This is a genomic window from Pseudomonas sp. M5A4_2d, assembly GCF_053345295.1.
In genome coordinates this window covers 44,476-67,948 of the sequence record NZ_JBKEZW010000011.1, presented here as the reverse complement: position 1 = coordinate 67,948, position 23,473 = coordinate 44,476, and the positions used below count along the sequence as shown (strand labels likewise).

Sequence of the window (23,473 nt, the reverse complement as noted above, 5' to 3'; positions counted from 1 at the left end):
CATGACATCTGCACTGTTTATTCCGGAGCTGGGTCAGTTGGCGATGATCCTCGCCCTGTGCTTTGCCGTCGTCCAGGCCGTGGTGCCGTTGCTCGGTGCCTGGCGCGGCGACCGCCTGTGGATGAGCCTGGCCCAGCCGGCCGCCTGGGGCCAGTTTGCCTTCCTGGTGTTCGCGTTCGGTTGCCTGACCTACGCCTTTATGACCGACGACTTTTCCGTCGCCTATGTGGCCAATAACTCCAACAGCGCGCTGCCTTGGTACTACAAGTTCAGCGCCGTGTGGGGCGCCCACGAAGGCTCGTTGCTGCTGTGGGCGTTGATCCTCGGTGGCTGGACCTTCGCGGTGTCGGTGTTCTCGCGCCAATTGCCGCAAGTCATGCTGGCGCGGGTGCTGGCGGTGATGGGCATGATCAGCATCGGCTTCCTGCTGTTTCTGATCATGACCTCCAACCCGTTCAGCCGCATCCTGCCGCAGATCCCGGTAGACGGGCATGATCTCAACCCGCTGCTGCAGGACATTGGCCTGATCGTGCACCCGCCGATGCTCTACATGGGTTACGTCGGTTTCTCGGTGGCCTTCGCCTTCGCCATCGCCGCCTTGCTCGGCGGGCGCCTCGATGCCGCTTGGGCGCGCTGGTCGCGGCCGTGGACCATCGTTGCCTGGGCCTTCCTCGGTATTGGTATCACTTTGGGGTCATGGTGGGCCTATTACGAACTCGGCTGGGGCGGCTGGTGGTTCTGGGACCCGGTGGAAAACGCCTCGTTCATGCCATGGCTGGTCGGTACGGCGCTGATCCACTCGCTGGCCGTCACCGAAAAGCGCGGCGTGTTCAAGAGCTGGACCGTGTTGCTGGCCATCGCGGCGTTTTCCCTCAGCCTGCTCGGCACCTTCCTCGTGCGTTCGGGCGTGCTGACGTCGGTGCATGCGTTTGCGTCCGACCCTGAGCGCGGCGTATTCATCCTGATCTTCCTGCTGTTTGTAGTCGGCGGCTCACTTACCCTGTTCGCCCTGCGCGCACCGGTGGTCAAGAGCCAGGTCGGTTTCAACCTGTGGTCGCGGGAGACCCTGCTGCTGGGCAATAACCTGGTGCTGGTGGTGGCCGCGTCGATGATCCTGCTCGGCACCCTTTACCCGCTGGTGCTGGATGCCTTGAGCGGCGCCAAGCTGTCCGTTGGCCCGCCGTATTTCAACGCGCTGTTTATTCCGTTGATGGGCCTGTTGATGGTGGTAATGGCGGTCGGCATGCTGGTGCGCTGGAAAGACACCCCGGTGAAATGGCTGGCCGGCATGCTGATGCCGGTGCTGTTGGGCAGCGTGGCCCTGGCGGTGATCGCCGGGATCGCTTACGGCGATTTCAACTGGGCGGTGCTCGCCACCTTCCTGCTCGCCGCCTGGGTGTTACTGGCCGGCGTGCGCGATATTGTCGACAAGACCCGTCACAAAGGCCTGATCAAAGGCTTGCCAACCTTGACCCGCAGCTATTGGGGCATGCAAATCGCTCACATCGGCATTGCCGTGTGCGCTCTGGGCGTGGTGCTCTCCAGCCAGAACAGCGCCGAGCGCGACCTGCGCCTGGCACCCGGCGAGTCCATGGACCTGGCCGGCTACCACTTCATCTTCGAAGGCGCCAAGCACTTCGAAGGCCCTAACTTTACCTCCGACAAAGGCACCATCCGTGTAGTGCGCAACGGCAAGGAAGTGGCCGTGTTGCATCCGGAAAAACGTCTGTACACCGTGCAGAGCTCAATGATGACCGAAGCCGGGATCGACGCCGGTTTCACCCGCGACCTCTATGTGGCGCTGGGTGAACCGCTGGGCGACGGCGCCTGGGCGGTGCGTGTGCACGTCAAACCGTTCGTGCGCTGGATCTGGTTCGGCGGTTTGCTCACCGGTTTTGGTGGTTTGCTGGCCGCGCTGGACCGGCGTTATCGGGTCAAGGTCAAGAGCCGGGTGCGCGAAGCCCTCGGCCTGCAAGGAGCGCCGGCATGAAGCGTTGGTTGATGGTGTTACCGCTGGCGGCCTTTCTGGTGGTGGCAGTGTTCCTGTATCGCGGGTTGTACCTGGACCCGGCCGAGTTGCCCTCGGCGATGATCGGCAAGCCCTTCCCGGCGTTCAGCCTGAAGACCGTGCAGGGTGACAAGACCCTGACCCAGGCTGACCTGCTGGGCAAGCCGGCGCTGGTTAACGTGTGGGCGACCTGGTGCATCTCGTGCCGCGTCGAACACCCGGTACTGAACAAATTGGCCGAGAAGGGCGTGGTGATCTACGGCATCAACTACAAGGACGACAATGCGGCGGCCCTGAAGTGGCTGGCGGAGTTCCACAACCCGTATCAATTGGACATTCGCGATGAAGACGGCAACCTCGGTTTGAACCTTGGCGTATACGGCGCGCCGGAAACCTTCTTTATCGATGCCAAGGGCGTGATCCGCGACAAGTACGTCGGCGTGATCGACGAAGTGGTCTGGCGCGAGCAATTGGCCGCCAAGTACCAGGCGCTGGTCGATGAGGCCAAGCCATGAAGCGTCTGTTAGCTGCTGCGGTGCTGGCGCTGGGATTGGCCGGCGTGGCCCACGCCGCCATCGACACCTACGAATTCGCCAAGGACGGTGACCGCGAGCGGTTTCGCGAACTGACCAAGGAACTGCGCTGCCCCAAGTGCCAGAACCAGGACATCGCCGACTCCAACGCGCCCATCGCCGCCGACTTGCGCAAAGAGATCTTCCGCATGCTGGGGGAGGGCAAGGACAACCAGCAGATCATCGACTTCATGGTCGACCGCTACGGTGATTTCGTGCGCTACAAACCGGCCCTCAACGGCAAGACCGCGCTGCTCTGGTTCGGCCCCGCCGGGCTGTTGCTGGCCGGCGTGGTGGTCATGGCCGTGATTGTCCGCCGTCGTCGCGCCGCACCCACCGATGGGTCCGACGCACTATCCCCCGAAGAGCGCAAGCGCCTAGACCAATTGCTGGACACCAAGACTGATGATTGATTTTTGGCTCGCAGCAGGGTTGCTGCTCCTGATTGCCCTGAGTTTCCTGTTAATCCCTGTATTGCGCGGCCGCCGCGCCCAGCGTGAAGAGGATCGCACCGCGCTGAACGTGGCGCTCTACCAGGAACGCGTCGCCGAGCTGCAAGTGCAGCAGGACGAAGGCGTGCTGAATGCCGCGCAACTCGACACCGGCCGCGCCGAAGCGGCCCGCGAGCTGCTGGCCGACACCGAAGGCGTAGAAAAGCCCCGCGAATCGCGCCTGGGCAAACCGCTGCCGTTTCTGGCAGCTTTCCTGGTGCCGGTGCTGGGCGTTGCGCTGTACCTGCATTACGGGGCAAGCGACAAGGTCGAACTGACCCGCGAATTCTCCCGGCCGCCGGTGTCCATGCAAGACATGACTCAGCGTCTGGAGCGTGCTGCCGCTGCCCAGCCGGACTCGCCGGAAGGCCTGTACTTCCTCGGCCGTGCCTATATGGCTCAGGACCGCTCGGCCGATGCGGCGAAAGTCTTCGAACGCACCGTGGCGTTGGCCGGTCGTCAGCCGGAACTGCTCGGCCAATGGGCCCAGGCGCAGTACTTTGCCGACAACAAGCAATGGTCGCCCAAGGTACAGGCGTTGACTGATGAAGCCTTGAAGCTGGACCCGAAGGAAGTTACCAGCCTTGGTTTGCTTGGCATTGCCGCGTTTGAAGGTCAGCGCTACCAAGAGGCAATCGACTACTGGAACCGCCTGTTGGCGCAATTGCCACCGGCAGATAATTCACGTGTCGCCCTGCAAGGCGGCATCGACCGCGCGGCGGAGAAGCTCAAGGAAAGCGGCGGTACCGTTGCGCAAAAAACCGTGATGAATTTGCGTGTGGACCTGTCTGCCGAGGTGAAGGCCAAAGCCTTGCCAACCGATAGCGTGTTCATCTTCGCCCGTGCCGTAAACGGTCCGCCGGCGCCATTGGCCGCCAAGCGCGTCACCGTTGCCGAACTGCCGGTCACTGTCGAACTGGGCGATGCTGACGCGATGATGCCGCAGTTGAAACTGTCGAACTTCCCCGAAGTCCAACTGGTTGCGCGCATATCCCGGGCCGGTCAACCGACCACTGGCGAATGGATCGGCCGCAGCCAACCCTTGGCCAGCAGCACCACTGCCTTGCAGACGCTGACCATCGACAGTCCGGACAAGTAAATCGAGGAAACGCCTATGACCGCTCTTGCACGCATCACCCTGCTCAGCCTCGTACTCGGCTTGAGCGCTTGTGCGGTCCACCGGCCACCTCCCGCGCCCACCGGCCCGACCATCCCACCGTCGGGCCCGTCGACTCAACCAAGCACCAAACCTTCCGGCCCGGTAACGCCACCGCCGAAGCCGCTGCCGAGCAAATCGCCGACCTTCGCCCCGCCACCGGGCGCCGCCAGCCACTGGGACGGCACGATGCAGGTGTATGTGCTGGACGAACAGCCCGACACCTTCTACCGCCAGCGCACCTACTACCGCTGGAGCAACGGCTGGAGCCGCTCCATCAGCCCGAACGGGCCATGGGAGGAGACCGACGTGCACGGCGTGCCGCCGGGGTTGAGCAAGCAATACGCGCAATGACAAAAGGCGACCTTCGGGTCGCCTTTTTCATGGCCTTGAAATGTATTTATCCAAACACCGGAGATCAAATGTGGGAGCGGGCTTGCTCGCGAAAGCGCAGTGTCAGCCAGCCTATCAATCACTGACCCACCGCCTTCGCGAGCAAGCCCGCTCCCACAGTGTTGATCTTCTTCTGATCTGACATTTAGGCCTGCTCCACCCTCGTGCGAGATATTCCCTGATGTACACCCACTCACTGTGGGAGCTGGCTTGCCATCAAGCCACGGGACACTCCCGATTCAGCGCTTGATCCACCAACTGCACGCCACAGAGATCGTAGGAAAAGTCGCGAAACTCCCCAGAGTTTGTTATCTGTATTCTTAATTCCCCGTCAACGAAATAGAGCTCAGTCCCGCATGCAACAAGTCTGGCGACAAGCAAAGAGAGGATGTTGATGGCAGGCAGGTTGATCTATCTCATCGGGCCATCGGGTTCGGGCAAGGACAGCCTGCTGGATGCCGCACGCCCACGGCTGGGCGAGCGCGGTTGTCGGATTGTGCGCCGGGTGATTACACGCTCGGCGGAAGCTGTGGGCGAGGCGGCCCAGGGCGTCAGCCCGGAGCAGTTTGCCGCGATGCAGGCCGAGGGCGCCTTTGCCCTCAGTTGGCATGCCAATGGGTTGTCCTATGGCATTCCCAAAGGCATCGACGAGTGGCTGGCGGCAGGGGACGACGTGCTGGTCAATGGCTCGCGCGCGCATCTGGCGCAAACCCGCGAGCGCTACCCGACGGTGCTGGTATTGCTGTTGACGGTTGATCAAGCCGTACTGCGCCAGCGCCTGGTCGCGCGCGGGCGTGAGTCCCTGGCGGACATCGAAGACCGTTTGGCGCGCAATGCGCGGTTCACCGCCGAGCTGATTGCCGGTCATGGCGCGGGGTTGTTCGTGCTGGATAACTCCGGCCCGCTGGAGCACACGGTCGAGCGTCTGCTGTGCTGTCTCGACCACGGCCACTCGGCATGCGCCTGACCTGCTCGGCAGCGGTTTGGTGAACTGAGCGTCACCGCGTTGCCGTTGCAACATTCAACGCTGACCTTGGGTTATCTGCTGGAAGGCGAAGGGCGGCGCATCGGCGCCAGTTGCCGTGGCGTGTGACGGTGGCAGGGGATGGCCGAATTATTTGAACACCGCATAGCCTGTGGGCGCTTTATTGTTCGCAGGTCTTTATTCCAAATCGGGCGGTGAAGGCCTTGCGCCCCTTGGCCGTCAACCCCAGCGCCCGACTGTCCAGGTCCTGGGTCACCCATTCACGGCGGATAACGCACTGCAAAAATGCTGCGCCCAACGCACCGGCCAGGTGTGGGCGGCGCATGCTCCAGTCCAGGCAGGCACAGGCAAAGCGCCGGCGCTGTACGCGCAGTGCGGCGGTATCAACCCCGAGTTCTATCATCGCTGTTTCGCCGAGCGCAGTGAGCTGGTAGGTGCCGTCGCCCACCAACCAACGGGACGCGATGAAGTGGTCATGCAGTTGCACGGCCAGTGTGCCCGCCATGTGGTCGTAACAGGTACGTGCGAACTGCAAACGACTGGGCGTGGTCGAGACGAACGCCGTGGTGGTCGTGCGGCTGATCACCATCAAGCCCTCGATAGCCTGGGCTACATGGGGGCCGGCCAGGCTGTAATAGCGATGGCGTCCCTGGCTGTGCAGCGTGAGCAAACCATCGTGCTTGAGCCTGGCCAGGTGGGCGCTGGCGGTGGAGGTGCTGACCCCGGCAATCGCCGCCATCTCGGTGCTGGTGCGCGCATGGCCATCCATCAGCGCGCAGAGCATTTTTGTCCGCGCAGGTTCCGCAATCGCACCTGCGACGTGTGAGAGCGCCGCGTCATCGTCATGGGCGTGCATAGTTCGTTCCTGAGCGAATCATTGCCGTGTGGGAGGGCTGATAGTAACGCTTCTTTGAGTACAGGACGTCCCGGATGACACCGCTGCAAGCTGCCACCCATGTTGATCCCTATCCGTATTACGCAGGCCTTCGGCGTAACCCTGAATTGATGTTCGATGCCGATCTTGGCCTATGGATCGCCAGCCGCGCCAGCACGGTCGAGGCGGTGCTGGCGCACCCCGACTGTCGCGTGCGTCCGCTTAACGAGCCGGTGCCCAAGAGCCTTGCACAAGGTGCGGCAGGCCAGGTTTTTGCGCGATTAATGCGTATGAACGAGGGGCAGGCCCATCAATGCCCGAGAGCGGCGGTTGAACCTGCGCTGGCGGCTATGGGCGCGCAACCCATCGCAGACGTGGTCGGGCAGCTCATCGACAGCATGGGTAACCTCGACACGCTGATGTTCGGCTTGCCTGTCTCGGTGGTTGCGGCGCTGTTGGGGTTTCAGGCGCAGCAGTTGGCGTCTGTCGCCGGGCTTACGCGGGACTTCGTCGCCTGCCTTTCACCGCTGAGCAGTGAACCCCAATTGCTTAAAGCGGATGCCGGCGCGTCTCGGCTGCGGCAGATGTTGAGTGACCTGCTGGAAGAAACAGCGCTGCTGGCCCACCTGCGTAGCGGCGACTGGCAGGACGCTGATGTGCTGACTGCCAACCTGATCGGGCTGCTGTCGCAGACCTGCGAAGCCACCGCCGGCTTGATCGGTAATTCGCTGGTCATGCTCGCTCGGCGGCCTGATCTGGTGGCTAGGATTCAGCACGCGCCAGCCCTCGCACTGTCACTGGTGGAGGAGGTCGCCCGCTACGACTCGCCGGTGCAAAACACGCGACGATTCGTCGCCGAGGGCTGCATGATTGGCAACCGTGTCCTTGCAGCGGGGGATAGCATTTTGGTGCTGTTGGCGTGTGCCAATCGGGACGTTGAGGCAAACCCGAATCCCGACAGCTTCCTGCTCGAGCGCGCGCACCGGCGCCTCTTCAGTTTTGGTTCGGGGCGCCATCAGTGCCCTGGCCAACGCCTCGCGCTGAGCATTGCCTCGCAGGCCGTATCGGCCTTGTTGCATCGTCAGCCTGGCTTGCTGGCCGGCGCTGGCCGGTTCAGCTACTGGCCGTCACTTAACGGCCGTATCCCCAGGTTTCACGCGGCGGCGCTAAGCCAGTAACCCTTCTACACAGGGGTAAAACCACATGGGTTCAATATCCCGTAAAACAACCGCCAGTCAGACTTACGCAATCTGTGCTTGAGTAAAGATAACTCTAGGGTTACTTTTATTCAGGCCAAGCCAAGGAGGCTGGGGTGCAAAGCAGGTTATTGATCAAGGCGCTGCAAGAGGCGGGCTGGGTGCTGGATAGGGTCACGGGCAGTCATCACATTTTCACTCACCGCTATAGCCCGTACACGATCCCGGTGCCGCACCCCAAGAAGGACCTGCCGTTGGGCACGGTCAGAAGTATCAGGAAGCGCGCCGGGCTGTTTCAGTTTTAAGGAGAGCACTCATGCAATACCCAATCTGTATCGAATGGGGCGATGACTTCACCGCCACCGGTATTCAGATCCCCGATATTCCAGGCGCTGTCACCGCCGGGGACAGTTTTGAAGAGGCGTACAACGCCGCTGTGGAAGTCGCGCACATCATGCTGCAAGAGATCGCGGCAGAGGGGGGCGTGATTCCGATGCCAACCTCAGTGGCCCATCATCATGCCCACGAAGACTACGCGGGGATGGGCTGGGGCATGCTGGAGTTGGACATCTCGCCCTATCTGGGCAAGACCGAGAAGGTCAATGTGACCTTGCCCGGTTATGTCATTCAGCGCATCGACCGCTATGTGCGCGAGCACAAGGTCAAAAGCCGCTCGTCATTTCTGGCGGACGCGGCGTTGGAGAAGTTGGTGCGCTCTTAGGAATACTCAGGCGGTCGCGACTGCGGTCTGCCGCGAGGTACTCAAAAACCGCAACAACGCCACCAGTGGGAACGCACTGCCCACCAGCATCACGCCCAACCAGCCGCCGTGTTCATACACGCTGCTGGCAATCGCCGAGCCAAACGCGCCGCCGATGAAGATGCTGGTCATGTACAGCGCGTTCAGGCGGCTGCGGCTGTTGGCGTCGAGGGCGTAGATGGCGCGCTGGCCGAGGACCATGTTCATCTGCACGCAGAAGTCCAGGACCACACCGGTCACCGCCAGGCCAATCACGCTGTACAGCGGGTGCACCAAGGCTGGCAGGAAGCTCAACGCAGCAAACAGCATGGCCAGCAGCGAGGCGCGGTGCGTGTGGCCGGCGTCGGCGAGGCGCCCGGCGATGGGGGCGGCAATAGCGCCCAGGGCGCCGACCAGGGCAAACAGCGCGATCTCGCTTTGGCTCAGGCCGTGATTACGCGCCAGTTCCAACGGGGCAGCCGTCCAGAACAGGCTGAACGTGGCGAACATGCAGCCCTGGTAAAACGCCCGTTGGCGCAATACCGGTTGCTGGCGCAGCAGGGTGCCGAGTGAGCGCAGCAGTTGGCCGTAGCTGGCACTGTGGTCGGGTTGACGTTTGGGGATGGTCAGCAACAGGACCACGCTGATAAACGCCATCAACGCGGCTGCAGCCATGAACATCGCACGCCAGCCGAAATGGTCGGCCACGACGCTGGACACCGGCCGTGCCAGCAGGATACCGAGCAGCAGCCCGCCCATGATGCTGCCGACCACACGGCCACGGGACTCGGCAGGCGCCAGGTGCGCGGCCAGCGGGATCAGAATTTGCACCGAGACGGAACTGAAACCGATCAGCAGTGACACCAGCAGGAACAGATTCGGTTGCTCGGTAAACGCTGCGCCCAACAGGCTGGCGATGGCCAGCACGGTGGTGGCAATCATCAGCTTGCGGTTTTCCAGCAGGTCGCCCAGCGGCACCAGGAAGAACAGGCCAAGCGCGTAGCCGATTTGCGTCAGCGACACAATCAGGCTGGCCATCGCCGGGGTCAGGCCGATGTCCGGCGCAATCAATTCGATGATCGGTTGGGCATAGTAGATGTTGGCCACAATGGCGCCGCAACAGAACGCAAACAACATCACCATGCCTCGGGTCATGGTGCTCGCAGCGGGTGGGGTAGCGTTCATGGCGTTCTCGTTAAAGCGAAGGAAGAAGGCGTGCGAGAGTAAAGACATCGCCGCGGCCGGAGTAGAGCGCTGGCAGTGATATCACTCATGCCGGAAATTAATGACTGAAACGTTAACTTTCGGGTCGAACGCCAATGATACATTCAGTCACAACTGCCGAAACAGGAAATCCACGTTCATGAAGATCACGTTGAACAAGATGCTCATGGCTTCAACCCTCGCCGCGGCCATGGCGATTGGCTTGGCCAATGCCGCTGAGGCCCCACGTGTCGGTGTGCGCGGCGCCATCACCGCGATGGACGGCGACGCGATGCACGTCAAGGTCAGCAGCGGTGAGGACGTCACCGTGCACCTGACCAAGGCCACCCAGGTACGCGCCGTCACCCTGGCCAAGATCGATGAGATCAAGCCCGGCAGCTACATCGGTTCCGCTGCCATGCCCAACGCCGACGGGACCCTCACTGCGCTGGAAGTTCACGTGTTTCCACCGGCCATGGCCGGCACGGGCGACGGGCACCGCGCGTTTGACTTGAAAGAAGGCAGCAGCATGACCAACGGCACCGTCGGTGACTTGGTGGTCAGCCATGGGCGCACCCTGACCGTAAAATACAAAGGCGGCGAGCAGAAGATTGTGGTGCCGGATGATGTGCCGATCGTCAACCTGGAGCCGGGGGATCGCAGCTTGCTTAAACCGGGAGTGAAGGTGGTGTTGTTTGCGGCGCAAGCGGCGGATGGGACGATCACCGCCCAGGCGATTTCTGCCGGCAAGGATGGCGTGACGCCGCCGATGTAACTGGCTGGCAGAGAGCCCAATGTGGGAGCGGGCTTGCTCGCGAAGGCGGAGTGTCAGTCACCGAATCAATCGACTGAACCACCGCTTTCGCGAGCAAGCCCGCTCCCACTTTTTTACCGTGTTTGTTCAGTTATTACTGACCGGAATAGATCTGGTCAAACACCCCACCATCATTGAAGTGGGTCTTCTGCACGGTGCGCCAGTCACCAAAGGTCTTCTCGACCGACAGGAAGTCGACTTTCGGGAAACGGTCGGTGTACTTGGCCAGCACCTGTGGGTCACGCGGGCGCAGGTAGTTGTTGGCCGCGATTTCCTGACCTTCCGGCGACCACAGGTATTTCAGGTAGTCCTCGGCGGCGACGCGGGTGCCTTTCTTCTCGACAACCTTGTCCACCACGGAAACCGGCGGCTCAGCCTCGGCAGAGACGCTTGGGTAGATCACTTCGAACTGATCACGGCCGAATTCACGGGCGATCATTTCCGCTTCGTTCTCAAAGGTCACCAGCACGTCGCCGATCTGGTTGGTCATGAACGTGGTGGTGGCGGCACGGCCGCCGGTGTCCAGCACGGGTGCGTGCTTGAACAACTCGCCGACGAATTTCTTCGCCTTGTCTTCGTCACCGCCGTTCTTCAGCACATAACCCCAGGCCGACAGGTAGGTGTAGCGGCCGTTACCCGAGGTTTTCGGGTTGGGCACGATCACTTGCACGCCATCCTTGAGCAGGTCCGGCCAGTCTTTCAGGGCCTTGGGGTTGCCTTTGCGCACGATAAACACCGTGGCGGAGGTGAACGGCGCGCTGTTGTTCGGCAGGCGGGTCACCCAGTTGTCCGGCACCAGTTTGCCGTTGTCCGCCAGGGCGTTGATGTCGGTGGCCATGTTCATGGTGATGACATCAGCCGGCAGGCCGTCGATCACTGAACGGGCTTGTTTGCTGGAGCCGCCGAAGGACATTTGCAAGGTCAGCTTGTCGTTCGGGTGCTCGGCTTCCCAGTGCTTCTGGAAGGCGGCGTTGTAGTCCTTGTAAAAGTCGCGCATGACGTCATACGAGACGTTGAGCAGCGTGACGGGGGCGGCCTGAACGGCGCCCGCCAGGGCAAGGCCGGCGGCCAGGAGAGACGCGCTAACAAGTTTTTTCACTGCTCATTCCTTGTTGTTCGAGAAGGTTGTTGATTGAGTAGGGGCAATTTGCCATCGACTATAGCCGGGCCCGCATAGACGCTTAAAGATTAAAACGAACTTTGCTTATTCCACTTTATGAAACAAGTTACTGCCACAGCGTGAGCAAAACGCCGCGTTGGGCTCGTGGCTGTCTTTCTTGCACACCGGGCAATCGTGTTGCAGTTGTTCACCGCGCATGGCACTTGCCAGCTCGGCGGTGAAAATCCCGGTGGGCACGGCGATGATTGAATAACCCGTGATCATCACCAGCGATGAAATCACCTGGCCCAGTGGGGTCTTCGGCACGATGTCGCCAAAGCCTACGGTGGTAAGGGTCACGATTGCCCAATAGATGCCCTTGGGAATGCTGGTAAATCCGTGTTCCGGGCCTTCTATCACGTACATCAAGGTGCCGAACACCGTCACCAGGGTGCACACGCTCAGCAGGAACACCACGATCTTCTGCTTGCTGCCGCGCAGCGCCGCCATCAAGTAGTTGGCTTGCTTGAGATACGGGCTGAGCTTGAGCACACGGAAAATCCGCAGCATCCGAATGATGCGGATGATCAGCAGGTACTGCGCATCGCTGTAATACAGCGCAAGGATACCGGGCACGATAGCCAACAAATCCACCAGCCCATAAAAACTGAAGGCGTAGCGCAACGGCTTGGGCGAGCAATACAGGCGCAAGCCGTACTCGATGGCGAAGATCACCGTGAAGCCCCACTCGATATAGGCCAGCAGATTCGCGTAGTTCTGGTGAACCTGGTCGATGCTGTCGAGCATCACGATCACAATGCTGGCGAGGATGATCAGCAACAAAATGCCGTCAAAGCGGCGCCCGGCCGCTGTATCGCTTTGGAAAACCATGACGTAGAGGCGCTGACGCCAGTCGTTGTTACTGTCCATAAAACCCGCCTAAATCGAATATCGGGCAAGCCTAGGGGGATTCGAACGGGCTGTCCACGCGGGCTTTGAACAATCGCTGGCTGGCGCGTACCAGCCAGCAGGCGAGGATAAACGGCGCGGTCAGCGCCGGCAGTTGCAGGGCGCTGAACCCCGGCGTGAGCGTGATTGCCAGGCCGATGCCGAGCAGCGGCAACCAAGGCTGGCGGCGCGTCTGGCTCAACGCCAGCGCGGCCAATGCTGGGTTATAGCTGTGCAGGCCGAGAAGGGCGCTGCTGGTTTCGCCCATCAGCAGGGCGATCAGCACGCCGCTGGCGGCACCGATCAGCGCCCACAGCGCGGCACGACGGTCGGCCAGCAACAGCCCAAACGCAATCAGGGCGCCGGCCAGTGGCTGGTCCAGCAGCATGATTTGCGCGAGCCCGGTGAAGGGCGCAGTGAGCACGCCGAGGGTGCCGGGTTCGCTCAAGGTGAAGGTGCCTGCAGGCACTGTGCCCAGCAGCAACCAGGCGAGGCCGACAAAAGGCGCGGTATAGGCGGGCAAGTCATCCGCTTGCGTGGCATGTTTCAACCATTGCCGTGTGAGCATCGCGCTCAGGCCGCCGCACGCCAGGATCAGCGGCGGCAACAAGGCCGACCAGGCGAAATGCTGGCTGATCAACAAGCCCAGCAGCACACCGTTATAGCTATAAAGGCCAGCCTGACGTTCAGCTTTGGGATAGCCCCGGCGCTGGGCCGTGAGCAACCCCGCTACGCCACCCAACAACGCCCCGCCAAACAAGGCCGGGGCGCCGATCAGGATGGCTAGCAGGCACAGCAGGCCGCACAGCGGCTGGCGCTGCAGGAAGATCTGGCTGAAGCCATTGAGCAGGGCTTCGGCCCAGTCGGGGCAGGTTGGGTTGTGCATGGTGGTTTAGTCAGTGAGACCGAGTCGCCCCCAATCGCAGGCAAGCCAGCTCCCACATTTGAATGTATTGCACATCAAAATGTGGGAGTCGGGCTTGCCCGCGATGAGGCCCTTACAGGCGCTAAATCAAGGTCTCGATGCGCAGCGAGTTGGTCGACCCCGGCTGCCCAAACGGCACTCCCGCGGTAATCACTAGCGTATCCCCGCGCTGCGCCATCCCTTGGGCCTGGGCAATTTCCAGCGCGGTGGAACACACCTCGTCCACCTGGCGCAGCCGATCATTGACCACCGAATGCACGCCCCACGCCACGCTCAAACGGCGGGCCGTGGACAGGTTCGGCGTAAGGTTGAGGATCGGTGCCACCGGCCGTTCCCGCGCCGCGCGCAGGCTGGAGCTGCCGGACTCGCTGTAGTTCACCAGCACCGCCACCGGCAGGATGCTGCTGATGCGCCGGATCGCGCAGCTGATCGCGTCCGACACCGTGGCATCGGCCTTGGGCCGGCTCACGTCCAGTTGCGTCTGGTAATCCGGGCCGTTTTCCACCTGGCGGATGATCTTGCTCATCATCTGCACGGCTTCCAGCGGGTATTCGCCCGAGGCGGTTTCCGCCGACAGCATCACCGCGTCCGCGCCTTCGGCCACCGCATTGGCCACATCCGTCACTTCGGCGCGGGTCGGCGCCGGGGAAAAACGCATGGATTCGAGCATCTGCGTGGCCACGACCACCGGCTTGCCCAATTGGCGACAGGTGCTGATGATGTCTTTCTGGATTTGCGGCACGCTTTCGGCGGGCACTTCAACACCCAGGTCGCCTCTGGCCACCATGATCGCGTCGCTCAGTTCGGCGATTTCCTGCAGGCGTAGCACGGCTGAGGGTTTCTCGATCTTGGCCATCAAAAATGCCTTGTCGCCGATCAACTCGCGGGCCTCTCGGATATCTTCCGGGCGTTGCACGAATGACAGTGCCACCCAGTCCACGCCCAGCTCCAGGCCGAAGCTCAGGTCGCGGCGGTCTTTGGCGGTCAATGGGCTGAGTTCCAACAAGGCTTGTGGGACATTCACGCCTTTGCGGTCAGACAGTTCGCCGCCATTCAGCACGGTGGTGTCGATGGCCTCGGCATGTTTGGTGATGACGCGCAAACGCAACTTGCCGTCGTCCAGCAGCAGGTCCATGCCCGGCTCCAGCGCTGCAATGATTTCCGGGTGTGGCAGGTTGACCCGGCACTGATCGCCCGGTGTCGGGTCCAGGTCCAGGCGCAGGGCCTGGCCGCGCACCAGTTGCACCTTGCCCTCGGCAAAGCGCCCGACCCGCAGCTTCGGCCCTTGCAGGTCCATCAGAATGCCCAGCGGGTAATTCAGCTGGCGCTCCACTTGGCGAATCCACTGGTAGCGCTGGGCGTGATCGGCGTGGTCGCCGTGGCTGAAGTTGAGGCGGAAGATATTCACCCCGGCTTCCACCAACTCGCGGATGTCATCGATACCGTCGGTGGCCGGGCCCAAGGTGGCGAGGATTTTGACCTTCTTGTCAGGCGTCATGGTTGGCAGTCTCAAGAATCAGAATGGCGCGGAAGTCATTGACGTTGGTGCGGGTCGGCTCGGTAACGATCAAACCGTCGAGCGCCGCGAAATAGCCGTAGCCATTGTTGTTATCCAGCTCGTCACTGGCCGACAGGCCCAAGGCCTCAGCGCGGGCGTAGCTGGTCGGGGTCATGATCGCGCCGGCGTTGTCTTCCGAACCGTCGATGCCGTCGGTGTCACCGGCCAGGGCGTACACGCCGGGCAGGCCTTTGAGGCTGTCGGTCAGGCTGAGCAGGAATTCGGCGTTGCGCCCGCCACGGCCATTGCCGCGCACGGTGACGGTGGTTTCACCGCCGGACAGAATCACGCACGGCGCCGCCAATGGCTGGCCATGCTGCACGATCTGCCGGGCGATGCCGGCGTGGACCTTGGCCACGTCCCGCGCTTCGCCTTCGAGGTCGCCGAGGATCAGCGGGCTGAACCCGGCCTGGCGTACTTTCACCGCCACCGCTTCCAGGGATTGCTGCGGGCGGGCGATCAACTGGAAGTGACTGCGCGCCAGCACCGGGTCGCCGGGTTTGACGGTTTCCGAAGCCGGGTTCTGCAACCAGCTGCGCACCGAGGCGGGCGCGTCGATGCCGTAGCGCTTGAGAATCGCCAGGGCTTGTTGCGACGTGCTCGGGTCGCCGACGGTGGGGCCGGAAGCGATGACGGTGGCCTGGTCGCCTGGCACGTCGGAAATCGCGTAGGTGTACACCGTCGCTGGCCATGCGGCCTTGGCCAATCGGCCGCCCTTGATGGCCGAGAGGTGTTTGCGCACGCAATTCATCTCGCCAATGGTCGCGCCGGATTTAAGCAGGGCTTTGTTGATGGCTTGCTTGTCGGCCAGGGTGATGCCTTCGGCGGGCAGGGCCAGCAAGGCCGAGCCACCGCCGGACAGCAGGAAAATCACGCGGTCGTCTTCGCCCAGGTTGCTGATCAGTTCCAGTACGCGCTTGGCCACCGCCAGGCCGGCGGCATCCGGCACCGGGTGGGCGGCTTCGACCACTTCGATTTTTTTGCACGGCGCGCCGTGACCGTAGCGGGTGACCACCAGGCCGGTGACTTCGCCTTGCCAGCAGTTCTCGACGACGAGTGCCATGGCGGCTGCGGCTTTGCCGGCGCCGATCACGATCACACGGCCGCTGCGGTCAGCGGGCAGATAAGGTTCAAGGACATGCCGGGGGTGGGCGGCGTCGATGGCTGTGGCAAACAGCTCGCGAAGCAGGTGTTGCGGATCGACCGACATAAGCGGGCTCCCGGGGATTTTTGTTATTAGAGATGGATCAATTTCAGACTTGGAATGCAATCAAAGGTGGGAGCGGGCTTGCTTGCGAATGCAGTCTTTCATTCAACATCCATGCTGACTGACCTACCGCTTTCGCGAGCAAGCCCGCTCCCACATTCGACCGCATTTCAAAGGTGGGAGCGGTGTGGCTTATTTATCGCGAATCGAAAAGTTGGCCATATGCTCCAGGCCCTTGATCAGCGCGGAGTGGTCCCAATTGCCGCCGCCAATCGCTGTGCAGGTGCTGAACACTTGCTGCGTACCGGCGGTGTTTGGCAGGTTGATTCCCAGCTCCTTGGCACCGGCCAGCGCCAGGTTCAAATCCTTCTGGTGCAGGTTGATGCGAAAGCCCGGATCGAAAGTACCCTTGATCATCCGCTCGCCGTGCACTTCGAGGATCTTCGAGGAAGCAAAGCCCCCCATCAGCGCTTCCCGCACCTTGGCCGGGTCTGCGCCGTTTTTCGAGGCGAACAGCAGCGCTTCGGCCACGGCCTGGATGTTCAGTGCGACGATGATCTGGTTGGCCACTTTGGCGGTCTGGCCATCGCCATTGCCGCCGACCCGCGTGATGTTCTTGCCCATGCTTTGGAACAGCGGCAGGGCGCGTTCAAACGTCTGCGGTTCGCCTCCGACCATGATGCTCAAGGTGCCGCCCTTGGCGCCGACTTCACCACCGGATACGGGGGCGTCGAGGTAGTGCGCGCCGGTCTGGTTGATCTTGGCGGCGAAGGCCTTGGTGGCGGTGGGGGAGATCGAACTCATGTCGATCACCACCTTGTTCGGCGACAACCCGGCGGCGACACCGTCGGCGCGGAACAGCACGTCATCGACCTGTGGGGTGTCCGGCACCATCACGATGATGAATTCGGCTTCCTGCGCCACTTGCTGCGGGCTGGCCAGGGCCACGGCGCCGGCGTCGATCAGCGCTTGCGGGGCCTTGCCGTGGTGTTCGGACAGGAACAGTTGGTGACCTGCTTTCTGCAGGTTGGCGGCCATGGGTTGGCCCATGATGCCGGTGCCGATAAATCCGATTTTAGCCATGATCAAAATCCTCTTGTTATTAGGTGTATGGGCCTGGCACGGCCTTCTAAACATGGGCGGTCCACTGTGGGAGCGGGCTTGCTCGCGAATGCAGTCTGACATTCAGCATTGATGTCCACTGATACACCGCTTTCGCGAGCAAGCCCGCTCCCACATTGGTCCCGTGTTTGTTCAATCAGATGGCGTTGTGGGTTTTGAGCCAGCCAAGGCCTGCTTCGGTGGTGGTCAGCGGCTTGTATTCGCAGCCAACCCAACCCGAATAACCGATGCGGTCCAAATGCTCGAACAGGAAGCGGTAGTTGATCTCACCGGTCCCCGGCTCGTTGCGGCCCGGGTTGTCGGCCAGCTGGATGTGGTTGATTTCACCCAGGTGCGCAGCCATGGTCCGAGCCAAGTCACCTTCCATGATTTGCATGTGGTAGATGTCGTATTGCAGGAACAGGTTGGCGCTGCCCACCTGCTCGCGAATCGACAGGGCCTGCGCAGTGTTGTTCAGGTAGAAGCCCGGGATATCGCGGGTATTGATCGCTTCCATCACCAGCTTGATGCCCACCGCTTGCAGCTTGTCGGCGGCGTACTTGAGGTTGGCGACAAAGGTTTTTTCCAGGGTTTCGTCGTCAACGCCCTGCGGACGGATGCCCGCCAGGCAGTTGATCTGCGTGTTGCCGAGCACCTGGGCGTAGGCGATGGCGAGCTTGACCCCGGCACGGAACTCTTCGACGCGGTCCGGGTGACACGCCAGGCCGCGTTCGCCCTTGGCCCAGTCACCGGCCGGCAGGTTGAACAGCACTTGGGTCAGGCCGTTGGCGTCCAGCTGCGCCTTGATCTCGGCGGAGCTGAATTCGTACGGGAACAGGTACTCGACACCTTGAAAGCCAGCATCGGCAGCCGCTTTGAAACGGGCAAGAAAGTCCTGTTCGGTAAACAGCATGGACAGGTTGGCGGCAAAACGCGGCATAGGGTTCTCCTTAGTCGAGCAGGGAAATGGCGGTCGGCGCATCGTTGCCAACCAGTGCCAGATCTTCGAATTCGTTGACGGCGTTGATCTCGGTGCCCATGGAAATATTGGTCACGCGTTCCAGAATAATCTCAACGATCACCGGAACCTTGAATTCTTCGATCATTTCCTGGGCCTTGCGTAAGGCCGGCTGGATCTGGGCCGGCTCGAACACCCGCAGGGCCTTGCAACCCAGGCCTTCGGCGACGGCGACGTGGTCCACGCCATAACCGTTGAGTTCCGGAGCGTTGAGGTTGTCGAAGGACAGCTGCACGCAGTAGTCCATTTCAAAACCGCGCTGGGCCTGGCGGATCAAACCCAGGTAGGAGTTGTTCACCACCACGTGGATGTACGGCAGCTTGAACTGCGCGCCCACGGCCAGTTCTTCGATCATGAACTGGAAGTCATAGTCGCCGGACAACGCCACCACCTTGCGGCTCGGGTCAGCCTTGACCACGCCGAGTGCTGCTGGAATGGTCCAGCCGAGCGGGCCGGCCTGGCCGCAGTTGATCCAGTGGCGCGGCTTGTAGACGTGCAGGAATTGCGCGCCGGCAATCTGCGACAGCCCGATGGTGCTGACGTAGCACGTGTCTTTGCCGAACACCTGGTTCATCTCTTCGTACACCCGTTGCGGCTTGACCGGCACGTTGTCGAAGTGGGTCTTGCGGTGCAGGGTGGCCTTGCGCTGCTGGCAGTCATGCAGCCAGGCACTGCGGTCCTTGAGCTTGCCGGCGGCTTTCCACTCGCGGGCCACTTCAATGAACATCGTCAGTGCGGAACCGGCGTCGGAGACGATGCCCAGGTCCGGCGTGAACACGCGGCCGATTTGCGTCGGCTCGATGTCCACGTGAATGAATTTGCGCCCTTCGGTGTACACCTCCACCGAACCGGTGTGGCGGTTGGCCCAGCGGTTACCGATGCCCAGCACCACGTCCGACTTGAGCATCGTCGCGTTGCCATAACGGTGCGAGGTTTGCAGGCCGACCATGCCCACCATCAGCGGGTGGTCGTCCGGGATCGTGCCCCAGCCCATCAGGGTCGGGATCACCGGGATGCCGGTCAGTTCGGCGAACTCCACCAGCAGTTCGCTGGCGTCGGCGTTGATCACGCCACCCCCGCTGACCAGCAAGGGGCGTTCAGCCTGGTCCAGCAGCGCCAGGGCTTTTTCGACCTGGATGCGCGTGGCCAATGGCTTGGCGAGCGGCAGTGGCTGGTAGGCGTCGATGTCGAATTCGATCTCGGCCATCTGCACGTCGAACGGCAGGTCGATCAGCACCGGGCCTGGGCGGCCGGAGCGCATTTCATAGAAGGCTTTCTGGAACGCGTAGGGCACCTGGCCGGGTTCGAGGACGGTCGTCGCCCACTTGGTCACCGGCTTGACGATGCTGGTGATATCGACCGCCTGGAAATCTTCCTTGTGCATGCGTGCACGCGGGGCTTGGCCGGTGATGCAGAGAATCGGGATCGAGTCGGCCGAGGCGCTGTACAGGCCCGTGACCATGTCGGTGCCCGCCGGGCCCGAAGTGCCGATGCACACGCCGATGTTGCCAGCCTTGGTGCGAGTGTAGCCCTCGGCCATGTGCGAGGCGCCTTCAACGTGGCGAGCAAGGACGTGATCGATGCCACCGACCTTCTGCAAGGCCGAATACAGCGGGTTGATCGCGGCGCCCGGGATACCGAAGGCGGTGTCGACCCCTTCACGGCGCATCACCAGGACAGCGGCTTCGATTGCTCTCATTTTGCTCATGGTTTTGGTGCCTCTTGCGTTTTGTAATTGTATACAAGTGGTGTCTGTTCAAAGTGTATTCATGGCGAGCGGCGCAGGTCAATCCATTTCATTCACTGACCTTTGCGTTCGTCGGAACGGCTTTTTTCGACGTATGGGGCCTTTGTGCGAAAATATTGTATACAAAAACAAATGTCATTGTGTTCTATTTGTTTGATCGAGCTTCTGATCAATCAGACCTCCACCGATTTACCCATAACAAGATAAGGACGGCAGCTATGAGCGCTTTAACCTTGAAAATCGCAGTCAGCCTGGCCGGTCAGGCCATCACCGCAGGCCGCACCATTTCAGCCGCGCCGCTCACCATTGCGGTGCTCGACAGCGGCGGACACTTGGTCACCCTGCAGCGCGAAGACGGCGCCAGCCTGCTGCGCCCGCAAATCGCCATCGGCAAGGCCTGGGGCGCGATTGCCCTGGGCAAGGGCTCACGTTTGCTGGCACTGGACGCGCAGCAGCGCCCGGCGTTTATCGCGGCGTTGAACAGCCTGGGGCAGGGCAGCGTAGTGCCCGCGCCGGGCGGGGTGTTGATTCGGGATCAGGAGGGCGTAGTGCTCGGGGCGATCGGGATCAGCGGGGACACGTCGGATATTGATGAGCAGTGCGCGATTACGGCAATTGAGGGGGTGGGGTTGTTGGCGGATGCGGGGGTGTCTGCCTGATTATTCGGTGACTGTAACGGCCTCTTCGCGAGCAAGCCCGCTCCCACATTTGATAGGGTTCACATATTTACATTTGTGGGCACGGTCAAATGTGGGAGCGGGCTTGCTCGCGAAGGCGGCGGCTCGGCCTCGGCTCTATACCCAAACCGCATCCCACAACGGATAGTCGCCAATCCGCTTCACCAAACCAGCCCGCAGCGGATTGGCCACCACATACCTGGCCATTTTCACCAAGTCGTCTTCCTTGCGCAGTGCACGATCATGAAAGCTGGTTTGCCAAAGCCTGCCTTTGCGTCCAGTAACGCCGTTCACTGTTCGGGTGCTTTTGGATTTCACCTGGCACATTAGGTCCCCCAGCGAGCCCTTCTGCAGTTCGATCAGCCAGTGAAAATGATCTGGCATCACCACCCATGCCAGGGAGTTTGCCAGCCTTTGGTATTGAGCGAGCCTGAATTGCCAGACCACCAAGCGACCCAGATGAAAGTCATTGAATATCGGTATGCGTTCGTGGGTGTTGGTAGTGATCAGGTAGATACGGTTCGGTTCGCTGAACCGCCCGACGCGCAGGCGATGTGAAGTAGCTAAATCAGGCATTCCTTGGCCTCTCTTCAGGTAGGTTTCTGAGAGGCTAGATCTCAGCGGCCGGTGCTGATCGTCAGGCTTTTGGCAGGATGTGTCTGGGAGGGCGCTTTCGCGAGCAAGCCCGCTCCCACAGGGGATTTGTGGCGTTCCGACAAATTATGTCTGGCGCAGATCAAATGTGGGAGCGGGCTTGCTCGCGAATGGCACTGGCACCTCGGTGTCTCAATCCGGCTCACACCCCTTCAGCACCAACCGAATAATCGTCTGCGCCGCCGCCTCGTAGTCGGCGTCATCCAGCTTGGCTTTCCCGGTCACTGCTGAAATTTGCCAGTCAAAATCCGCATACGTCTGCGTCGCCGCCCAGATGCTGAACATCAAGTGATTGGGGTCAATGGCGGCGATCAAGCCGCGATCCACCCAGCTTTGGATGCAATCGATATTGTGCTTGGCCTGGGCGTTGAGCTGTTCGACCTGGTCGGCGGTGAGGTGCGGGGCGCCGTGCATGATTTCGCTGGCGAATACCTTGGAGGCAAACGGCAGGTCGCGGGAGATGCGGATTTTCGAGCGGATGTAGTTGCTCAACACCACCGAAGGTTCGCCCTGCGGATTGAACGGTGTGGACGCGGCCAGGATCGGCTCGATAATACTTTCGAGCACCTCGCGGTAGAGGTTGTCCTTGGACTTGAAGTAGTAATAGACGTTGGGCTTTGGCAGCCCGGCCTTGGCGGCGATATCACTGGTTTTGGTCGCGGCGAAGCCCTTGTCGGCAAACTCCTCGCTCGCCGCCCGCAGGATCATTTCTTTATTGCGCTCGCGAATGGTGCTCATAAACCAGGAATATCCTTGCCAAGACAGGCGGTCGGGCATGGTAGCACCGGCCTTGCGCGGCGCTCAAGAATCTCGCCGTACCCCTTGTACATGGGGCGTTGCAGCTGACTTTGTCTGTCTTGATGCTGAACGTATTCACGGCAGTACAGGCATAGCCCGGGCGCACTGCTAGAGTTCAGGTCAACGACACGGTTATTTTGCCGGTCGTCCCGTCCAGTATTCGGCGTTCGAGTGAGAAACCGTGGAGAAAAGCAGACGACGTACGTTCGCCTGGGCAGTTGGCGTGTTGTTGCTGATCGCGCTGTTGATTGGCCTGGGTATGCACTACTTTGGCGGCGGCCATAAAGGCAAGCCACCGTCCCCCGGCGAGCCGGTCGCAGTCGTGCCGGTGGCCTTGCAGGATGTGCCGGTGTACATCGACGCCCTCGGCACCGTCACCCCCACCCGCAGTGTCACGGTGGTGACCCAGGTTGATGGCATTCTCAGCAGCGTGGCGTTCAAGGAAGGTCAGCACGTCAGCAAAGGCCAGGTCATCGCCCGTATCGACGACCGAGCACTCAAGGCGCAACTGGCGGTGGCCAAGGGCACCCTGGCTCATGACCAGGCTGTATTGAGCAACGCCCAGCGCGACCTGGCGCGTTATCGCGACCTGGTCAAGGCCGGCTCAACCAGCCAGCAAACCCTCGATACCCAGGCCTCGCTGGTTCAGCAGCAACAGGGCACCGTCGCCGCCGACCAAGGCAATGTGCAAAACCTCGACGTGCAATTGAGCTATTGCACCATCACCTCGCCGGTGGATGGCGTGGTCGGTTTGCGCCTGGTCGACCCCGGCAACTATGTGACCACCGCCAGCACCACCGGCATCGTGGTCATCACCCAGATGAACCCGGCGACCGTGGTGTTTGCCGTGCCCGAGGACGACCTGGGCGCGATCAACCAGGCGCTGGCCCATGGCAGCGTCACGGTGCTGGCTTACGACCGCAACAAAAAATCCCTGCTCGCCACCGGCACGTTGCTGGCCCTGGACAACCAGGTGGACACCAGCACCGGCACGATCAAGGTCAAGGCGCAGTTCGATGATTCGGGTACGGCGCTGTTTCCCAACCAGTTCGTCAACGCGCGGCTCAAGGCCGACACCTTGCGCCAGATCGCTGTGGTGCCCACCCGCGCTATCCAGCATGGCAGCAAGGGGGATTTCGTGTTTGTGATCAACGGCAACAAGGCCAGCCTGCGCACGATCAAGACCGGCCCGTCCACCGGGGACGTTTCGGCGGTGCTCGACAATGGCGTCAAAGCCGGGGAGCAGGTCATCACCGAGGGTGCCGACAAACTGGATGATGGCTCGGCGGTGAAGGTCGTCGCCCAGTGAG

24 protein-coding genes and 1 pseudogene are annotated in these 23,473 nt (G+C 61.6%); 13 read left to right on the top strand and 12 right to left on the bottom strand.

Features of this window, described 5'->3' with window-relative positions:
- The first annotated feature begins 1 nt into the window (after position 1).
- The 7 genes and pseudogenes from ACLBW8_RS23515 to ACLBW8_RS23485 all read left to right on the top strand — a co-directional run.
- On the top strand, positions 2 to 1,990 hold the full coding sequence (locus tag ACLBW8_RS23515) for a heme lyase CcmF/NrfE family subunit (protein ID WP_221294299.1): 1,989 nt from the start codon (positions 2 to 4) through the stop codon (positions 1,988 to 1,990).
- On the top strand, positions 1,987 to 2,523 hold the full coding sequence (locus ACLBW8_RS23510; RefSeq protein ID WP_128590345.1) for a DsbE family thiol:disulfide interchange protein: 537 nt from the start codon (positions 1,987 to 1,989) through the stop codon (positions 2,521 to 2,523). Before ACLBW8_RS23515 ends, ACLBW8_RS23510 begins: the two co-directional genes overlap by 4 nt.
- On the top strand, positions 2,520 to 2,993 hold the full coding sequence (locus ACLBW8_RS23505; protein ID WP_064451574.1) for a cytochrome c-type biogenesis protein: 474 nt from the start codon (positions 2,520 to 2,522) through the stop codon (positions 2,991 to 2,993). Before ACLBW8_RS23510 ends, ACLBW8_RS23505 begins: the two co-directional genes overlap by 4 nt.
- Entirely contained in the window at positions 2,986 to 4,170 is a 1,185-nt protein-coding gene (gene ccmI, locus ACLBW8_RS23500; protein WP_447806431.1) for a c-type cytochrome biogenesis protein CcmI, read from the top strand. Before ACLBW8_RS23505 ends, ccmI begins: the two co-directional genes overlap by 8 nt.
- 15 nt (positions 4,171 to 4,185) lie before the next feature.
- Complete coding sequence (locus tag ACLBW8_RS23495; protein ID WP_262667420.1) at positions 4,186 to 4,581, top strand: hypothetical protein; 396 nt, start codon at positions 4,186 to 4,188, stop codon at positions 4,579 to 4,581.
- A gap of 433 nt (positions 4,582 to 5,014) precedes the next feature.
- A complete protein-coding gene (gene phnN, locus ACLBW8_RS23490) occupies positions 5,015 to 5,587 on the top strand; it encodes a phosphonate metabolism protein/1,5-bisphosphokinase (PRPP-forming) PhnN (RefSeq protein WP_447806430.1) in 573 nt (190 codons plus the stop codon).
- 9 nt (positions 5,588 to 5,596) lie between these two features.
- A pseudogene (locus ACLBW8_RS23485) lies at positions 5,597 to 5,689 on the top strand (phosphonate metabolism protein PhnP); the annotation flags it as partial.
- Positions 5,690 to 5,765: 76 nt separating this feature from the next.
- On the opposite strand, the gene ACLBW8_RS23480 reads toward ACLBW8_RS23485, so the two are convergent.
- Positions 5,766 to 6,461, bottom strand: coding sequence for an ArsR/SmtB family transcription factor (locus ACLBW8_RS23480; RefSeq protein WP_262667422.1), 696 nt, complete (start codon positions 6,459 to 6,461; stop codon positions 5,766 to 5,768).
- A 74-nt stretch (positions 6,462 to 6,535) separates the two neighbouring features.
- On the opposite strand from ACLBW8_RS23480, the gene ACLBW8_RS23475 reads away from it, so the two are divergent.
- From ACLBW8_RS23475 to ACLBW8_RS23465, 3 genes are all read left to right on the top strand, one after another.
- Entirely contained in the window at positions 6,536 to 7,657 is a 1,122-nt protein-coding gene (locus ACLBW8_RS23475) for a cytochrome P450 (protein ID WP_262667423.1), read from the top strand.
- Between the two features lie 134 nt (positions 7,658 to 7,791).
- Positions 7,792 to 7,980 carry a type II toxin-antitoxin system HicA family toxin gene (locus tag ACLBW8_RS23470; protein WP_064451579.1) on the top strand — a complete coding sequence of 63 codons (189 nt, stop codon included), beginning with the start codon at positions 7,792 to 7,794 and terminating at the stop codon, positions 7,978 to 7,980.
- Between the two features lie 11 nt (positions 7,981 to 7,991).
- Entirely contained in the window at positions 7,992 to 8,396 is a 405-nt protein-coding gene (locus ACLBW8_RS23465) for a type II toxin-antitoxin system HicB family antitoxin (RefSeq protein WP_064451580.1), read from the top strand.
- Positions 8,397 to 8,402: 6 nt separating this feature from the next.
- Here the strand turns inward: ACLBW8_RS23465 and ACLBW8_RS23460 are convergent, their stop codons facing one another.
- Positions 8,403 to 9,599: an MFS transporter gene (locus tag ACLBW8_RS23460; RefSeq protein ID WP_082895853.1), complete on the bottom strand. Its 1,197-nt coding sequence runs from the start codon at positions 9,597 to 9,599 to the stop codon at positions 8,403 to 8,405.
- A 178-nt stretch (positions 9,600 to 9,777) separates the two neighbouring features.
- On the opposite strand from ACLBW8_RS23460, the gene ACLBW8_RS23455 reads away from it, so the two are divergent.
- Positions 9,778 to 10,392 (top strand): DUF5666 domain-containing protein, encoded by a 615-nt coding sequence (locus ACLBW8_RS23455; RefSeq protein WP_064454889.1) that lies wholly within the window; start codon positions 9,778 to 9,780, stop codon positions 10,390 to 10,392.
- Between the two features lie 133 nt (positions 10,393 to 10,525).
- Here ACLBW8_RS23455 and ACLBW8_RS23450 read toward each other — a convergent pair whose 3' ends face one another.
- The 8 genes from ACLBW8_RS23450 to gcl all read right to left on the bottom strand — a co-directional run bounded on the left by ACLBW8_RS23450 (position 10,526) and on the right by gcl (position 19,995).
- Positions 10,526 to 11,530 carry a sulfate ABC transporter substrate-binding protein gene (locus ACLBW8_RS23450; protein WP_064451582.1) on the bottom strand — a complete coding sequence of 335 codons (1,005 nt, stop codon included), beginning with the start codon at positions 11,528 to 11,530 and terminating at the stop codon, positions 10,526 to 10,528.
- A gap of 105 nt (positions 11,531 to 11,635) precedes the next feature.
- Complete coding sequence (locus ACLBW8_RS23445) at positions 11,636 to 12,460, bottom strand: ion transporter (protein WP_064451583.1); 825 nt, start codon at positions 12,458 to 12,460, stop codon at positions 11,636 to 11,638.
- Positions 12,461 to 12,491: 31 nt separating this feature from the next.
- Entirely contained in the window at positions 12,492 to 13,364 is an 873-nt protein-coding gene (locus ACLBW8_RS23440) for an urea transporter (protein WP_447806429.1), read from the bottom strand.
- 121 nt (positions 13,365 to 13,485) lie between these two features.
- The gene (gene pyk, locus ACLBW8_RS23435; protein WP_064451585.1) at positions 13,486 to 14,901 is read right to left on the bottom strand and encodes a pyruvate kinase; all 1,416 of its coding nucleotides are present in this window, start codon (positions 14,899 to 14,901) and stop codon (positions 13,486 to 13,488) included.
- The gene (locus ACLBW8_RS23430) at positions 14,891 to 16,171 is read right to left on the bottom strand and encodes a glycerate kinase type-2 family protein (protein WP_064451586.1); all 1,281 of its coding nucleotides are present in this window, start codon (positions 16,169 to 16,171) and stop codon (positions 14,891 to 14,893) included. Before ACLBW8_RS23430 ends, pyk begins: the two co-directional genes overlap by 11 nt.
- A 189-nt stretch (positions 16,172 to 16,360) precedes the next feature.
- Entirely contained in the window at positions 16,361 to 17,251 is an 891-nt protein-coding gene (locus ACLBW8_RS23425) for a 2-hydroxy-3-oxopropionate reductase (RefSeq protein WP_447806428.1), read from the bottom strand.
- Between the two features lie 175 nt (positions 17,252 to 17,426).
- Positions 17,427 to 18,209, bottom strand: a complete 783-nt coding sequence (gene hyi, locus ACLBW8_RS23420) for a hydroxypyruvate isomerase (RefSeq protein WP_064451588.1) — start codon at positions 18,207 to 18,209, stop codon at positions 17,427 to 17,429.
- A gap of 10 nt (positions 18,210 to 18,219) precedes the next feature.
- Positions 18,220 to 19,995, bottom strand: coding sequence for a glyoxylate carboligase (gcl, locus tag ACLBW8_RS23415; RefSeq protein ID WP_447806427.1), 1,776 nt, complete (start codon positions 19,993 to 19,995; stop codon positions 18,220 to 18,222).
- Between the two features lie 257 nt (positions 19,996 to 20,252).
- Here gcl and ACLBW8_RS23410 point away from each other — a divergent pair, with 257 nt between their 5' ends.
- Positions 20,253 to 20,693: a GlcG/HbpS family heme-binding protein gene (locus tag ACLBW8_RS23410; RefSeq protein WP_221294308.1), complete on the top strand. Its 441-nt coding sequence runs from the start codon at positions 20,253 to 20,255 to the stop codon at positions 20,691 to 20,693.
- A 135-nt stretch (positions 20,694 to 20,828) separates the two neighbouring features.
- On the opposite strand, the gene ACLBW8_RS23405 is transcribed toward ACLBW8_RS23410, so the two are convergent.
- Together ACLBW8_RS23405 and ACLBW8_RS23400 are read right to left on the bottom strand one after the other, a co-directional pair.
- Complete coding sequence (locus ACLBW8_RS23405) at positions 20,829 to 21,287, bottom strand: REP-associated tyrosine transposase (protein ID WP_262667429.1); 459 nt, start codon at positions 21,285 to 21,287, stop codon at positions 20,829 to 20,831.
- Between the two features lie 210 nt (positions 21,288 to 21,497).
- Positions 21,498 to 22,103: a TetR/AcrR family transcriptional regulator gene (locus ACLBW8_RS23400; RefSeq protein ID WP_064451591.1), complete on the bottom strand. Its 606-nt coding sequence runs from the start codon at positions 22,101 to 22,103 to the stop codon at positions 21,498 to 21,500.
- 241 nt (positions 22,104 to 22,344) lie between these two features.
- Between ACLBW8_RS23400 and ACLBW8_RS23395 the strand changes: the two genes are divergently transcribed.
- The gene (locus ACLBW8_RS23395) at positions 22,345 to 23,472 is read left to right on the top strand and encodes an efflux RND transporter periplasmic adaptor subunit (RefSeq protein ID WP_221294310.1); all 1,128 of its coding nucleotides are present in this window, start codon (positions 22,345 to 22,347) and stop codon (positions 23,470 to 23,472) included.
- Position 23,473 lies beyond the last annotated feature (1 nt).

Excerpts from the sequence above, each read along its gene's own strand:
- ACLBW8_RS23460 (WP_082895853.1), bottom strand. The coding sequence starts at position 9,599 with ATGAACGCTACCCCACCCGCTGCGAGCACCATGACCCGAGGCATGGTG.
- ACLBW8_RS23465 (WP_064451580.1), top strand. The coding sequence starts at position 7,992 with ATGCAATACCCAATCTGTATCGAATGGGGCGATGACTTCACCGCCACC.
- ACLBW8_RS23515 (WP_221294299.1), top strand. The coding sequence starts at position 2 with ATGACATCTGCACTGTTTATTCCGGAGCTGGGTCAGTTGGCGATGATC.
- ccmI (WP_447806431.1), top strand. The coding sequence starts at position 2,986 with ATGATTGATTTTTGGCTCGCAGCAGGGTTGCTGCTCCTGATTGCCCTG.
- phnN (WP_447806430.1), top strand. The coding sequence starts at position 5,015 with ATGGCAGGCAGGTTGATCTATCTCATCGGGCCATCGGGTTCGGGCAAG.
- ACLBW8_RS23405 (WP_262667429.1), bottom strand. The coding sequence starts at position 21,287 with ATGCCTGATTTAGCTACTTCACATCGCCTGCGCGTCGGGCGGTTCAGC.
- ACLBW8_RS23505 (WP_064451574.1), top strand. The coding sequence starts at position 2,520 with ATGAAGCGTCTGTTAGCTGCTGCGGTGCTGGCGCTGGGATTGGCCGGC.
- ACLBW8_RS23455 (WP_064454889.1), top strand. The coding sequence starts at position 9,778 with ATGAAGATCACGTTGAACAAGATGCTCATGGCTTCAACCCTCGCCGCG.
- ACLBW8_RS23510 (WP_128590345.1), top strand. The coding sequence starts at position 1,987 with ATGAAGCGTTGGTTGATGGTGTTACCGCTGGCGGCCTTTCTGGTGGTG.
- ACLBW8_RS23400 (WP_064451591.1), bottom strand. The coding sequence starts at position 22,103 with ATGAGCACCATTCGCGAGCGCAATAAAGAAATGATCCTGCGGGCGGCG.
- ACLBW8_RS23430 (WP_064451586.1), bottom strand. The coding sequence starts at position 16,171 with ATGTCGGTCGATCCGCAACACCTGCTTCGCGAGCTGTTTGCCACAGCC.
- hyi (WP_064451588.1), bottom strand. The coding sequence starts at position 18,209 with ATGCCGCGTTTTGCCGCCAACCTGTCCATGCTGTTTACCGAACAGGAC.
- ACLBW8_RS23440 (WP_447806429.1), bottom strand. The coding sequence starts at position 13,364 with ATGCACAACCCAACCTGCCCCGACTGGGCCGAAGCCCTGCTCAATGGC.
- ACLBW8_RS23495 (WP_262667420.1), top strand. The coding sequence starts at position 4,186 with ATGACCGCTCTTGCACGCATCACCCTGCTCAGCCTCGTACTCGGCTTG.
- ACLBW8_RS23480 (WP_262667422.1), bottom strand. The coding sequence starts at position 6,461 with ATGCACGCCCATGACGATGACGCGGCGCTCTCACACGTCGCAGGTGCG.
- ACLBW8_RS23410 (WP_221294308.1), top strand. The coding sequence starts at position 20,253 with ATGAGCGCTTTAACCTTGAAAATCGCAGTCAGCCTGGCCGGTCAGGCC.
- pyk (WP_064451585.1), bottom strand. The coding sequence starts at position 14,901 with ATGACGCCTGACAAGAAGGTCAAAATCCTCGCCACCTTGGGCCCGGCC.
- ACLBW8_RS23445 (WP_064451583.1), bottom strand. The coding sequence starts at position 12,460 with ATGGACAGTAACAACGACTGGCGTCAGCGCCTCTACGTCATGGTTTTC.
- gcl (WP_447806427.1), bottom strand. The coding sequence starts at position 19,995 with ATGAGCAAAATGAGAGCAATCGAAGCCGCTGTCCTGGTGATGCGCCGT.
- ACLBW8_RS23425 (WP_447806428.1), bottom strand. The coding sequence starts at position 17,251 with ATGGCTAAAATCGGATTTATCGGCACCGGCATCATGGGCCAACCCATG.
- ACLBW8_RS23475 (WP_262667423.1), top strand. The coding sequence starts at position 6,536 with ATGACACCGCTGCAAGCTGCCACCCATGTTGATCCCTATCCGTATTAC.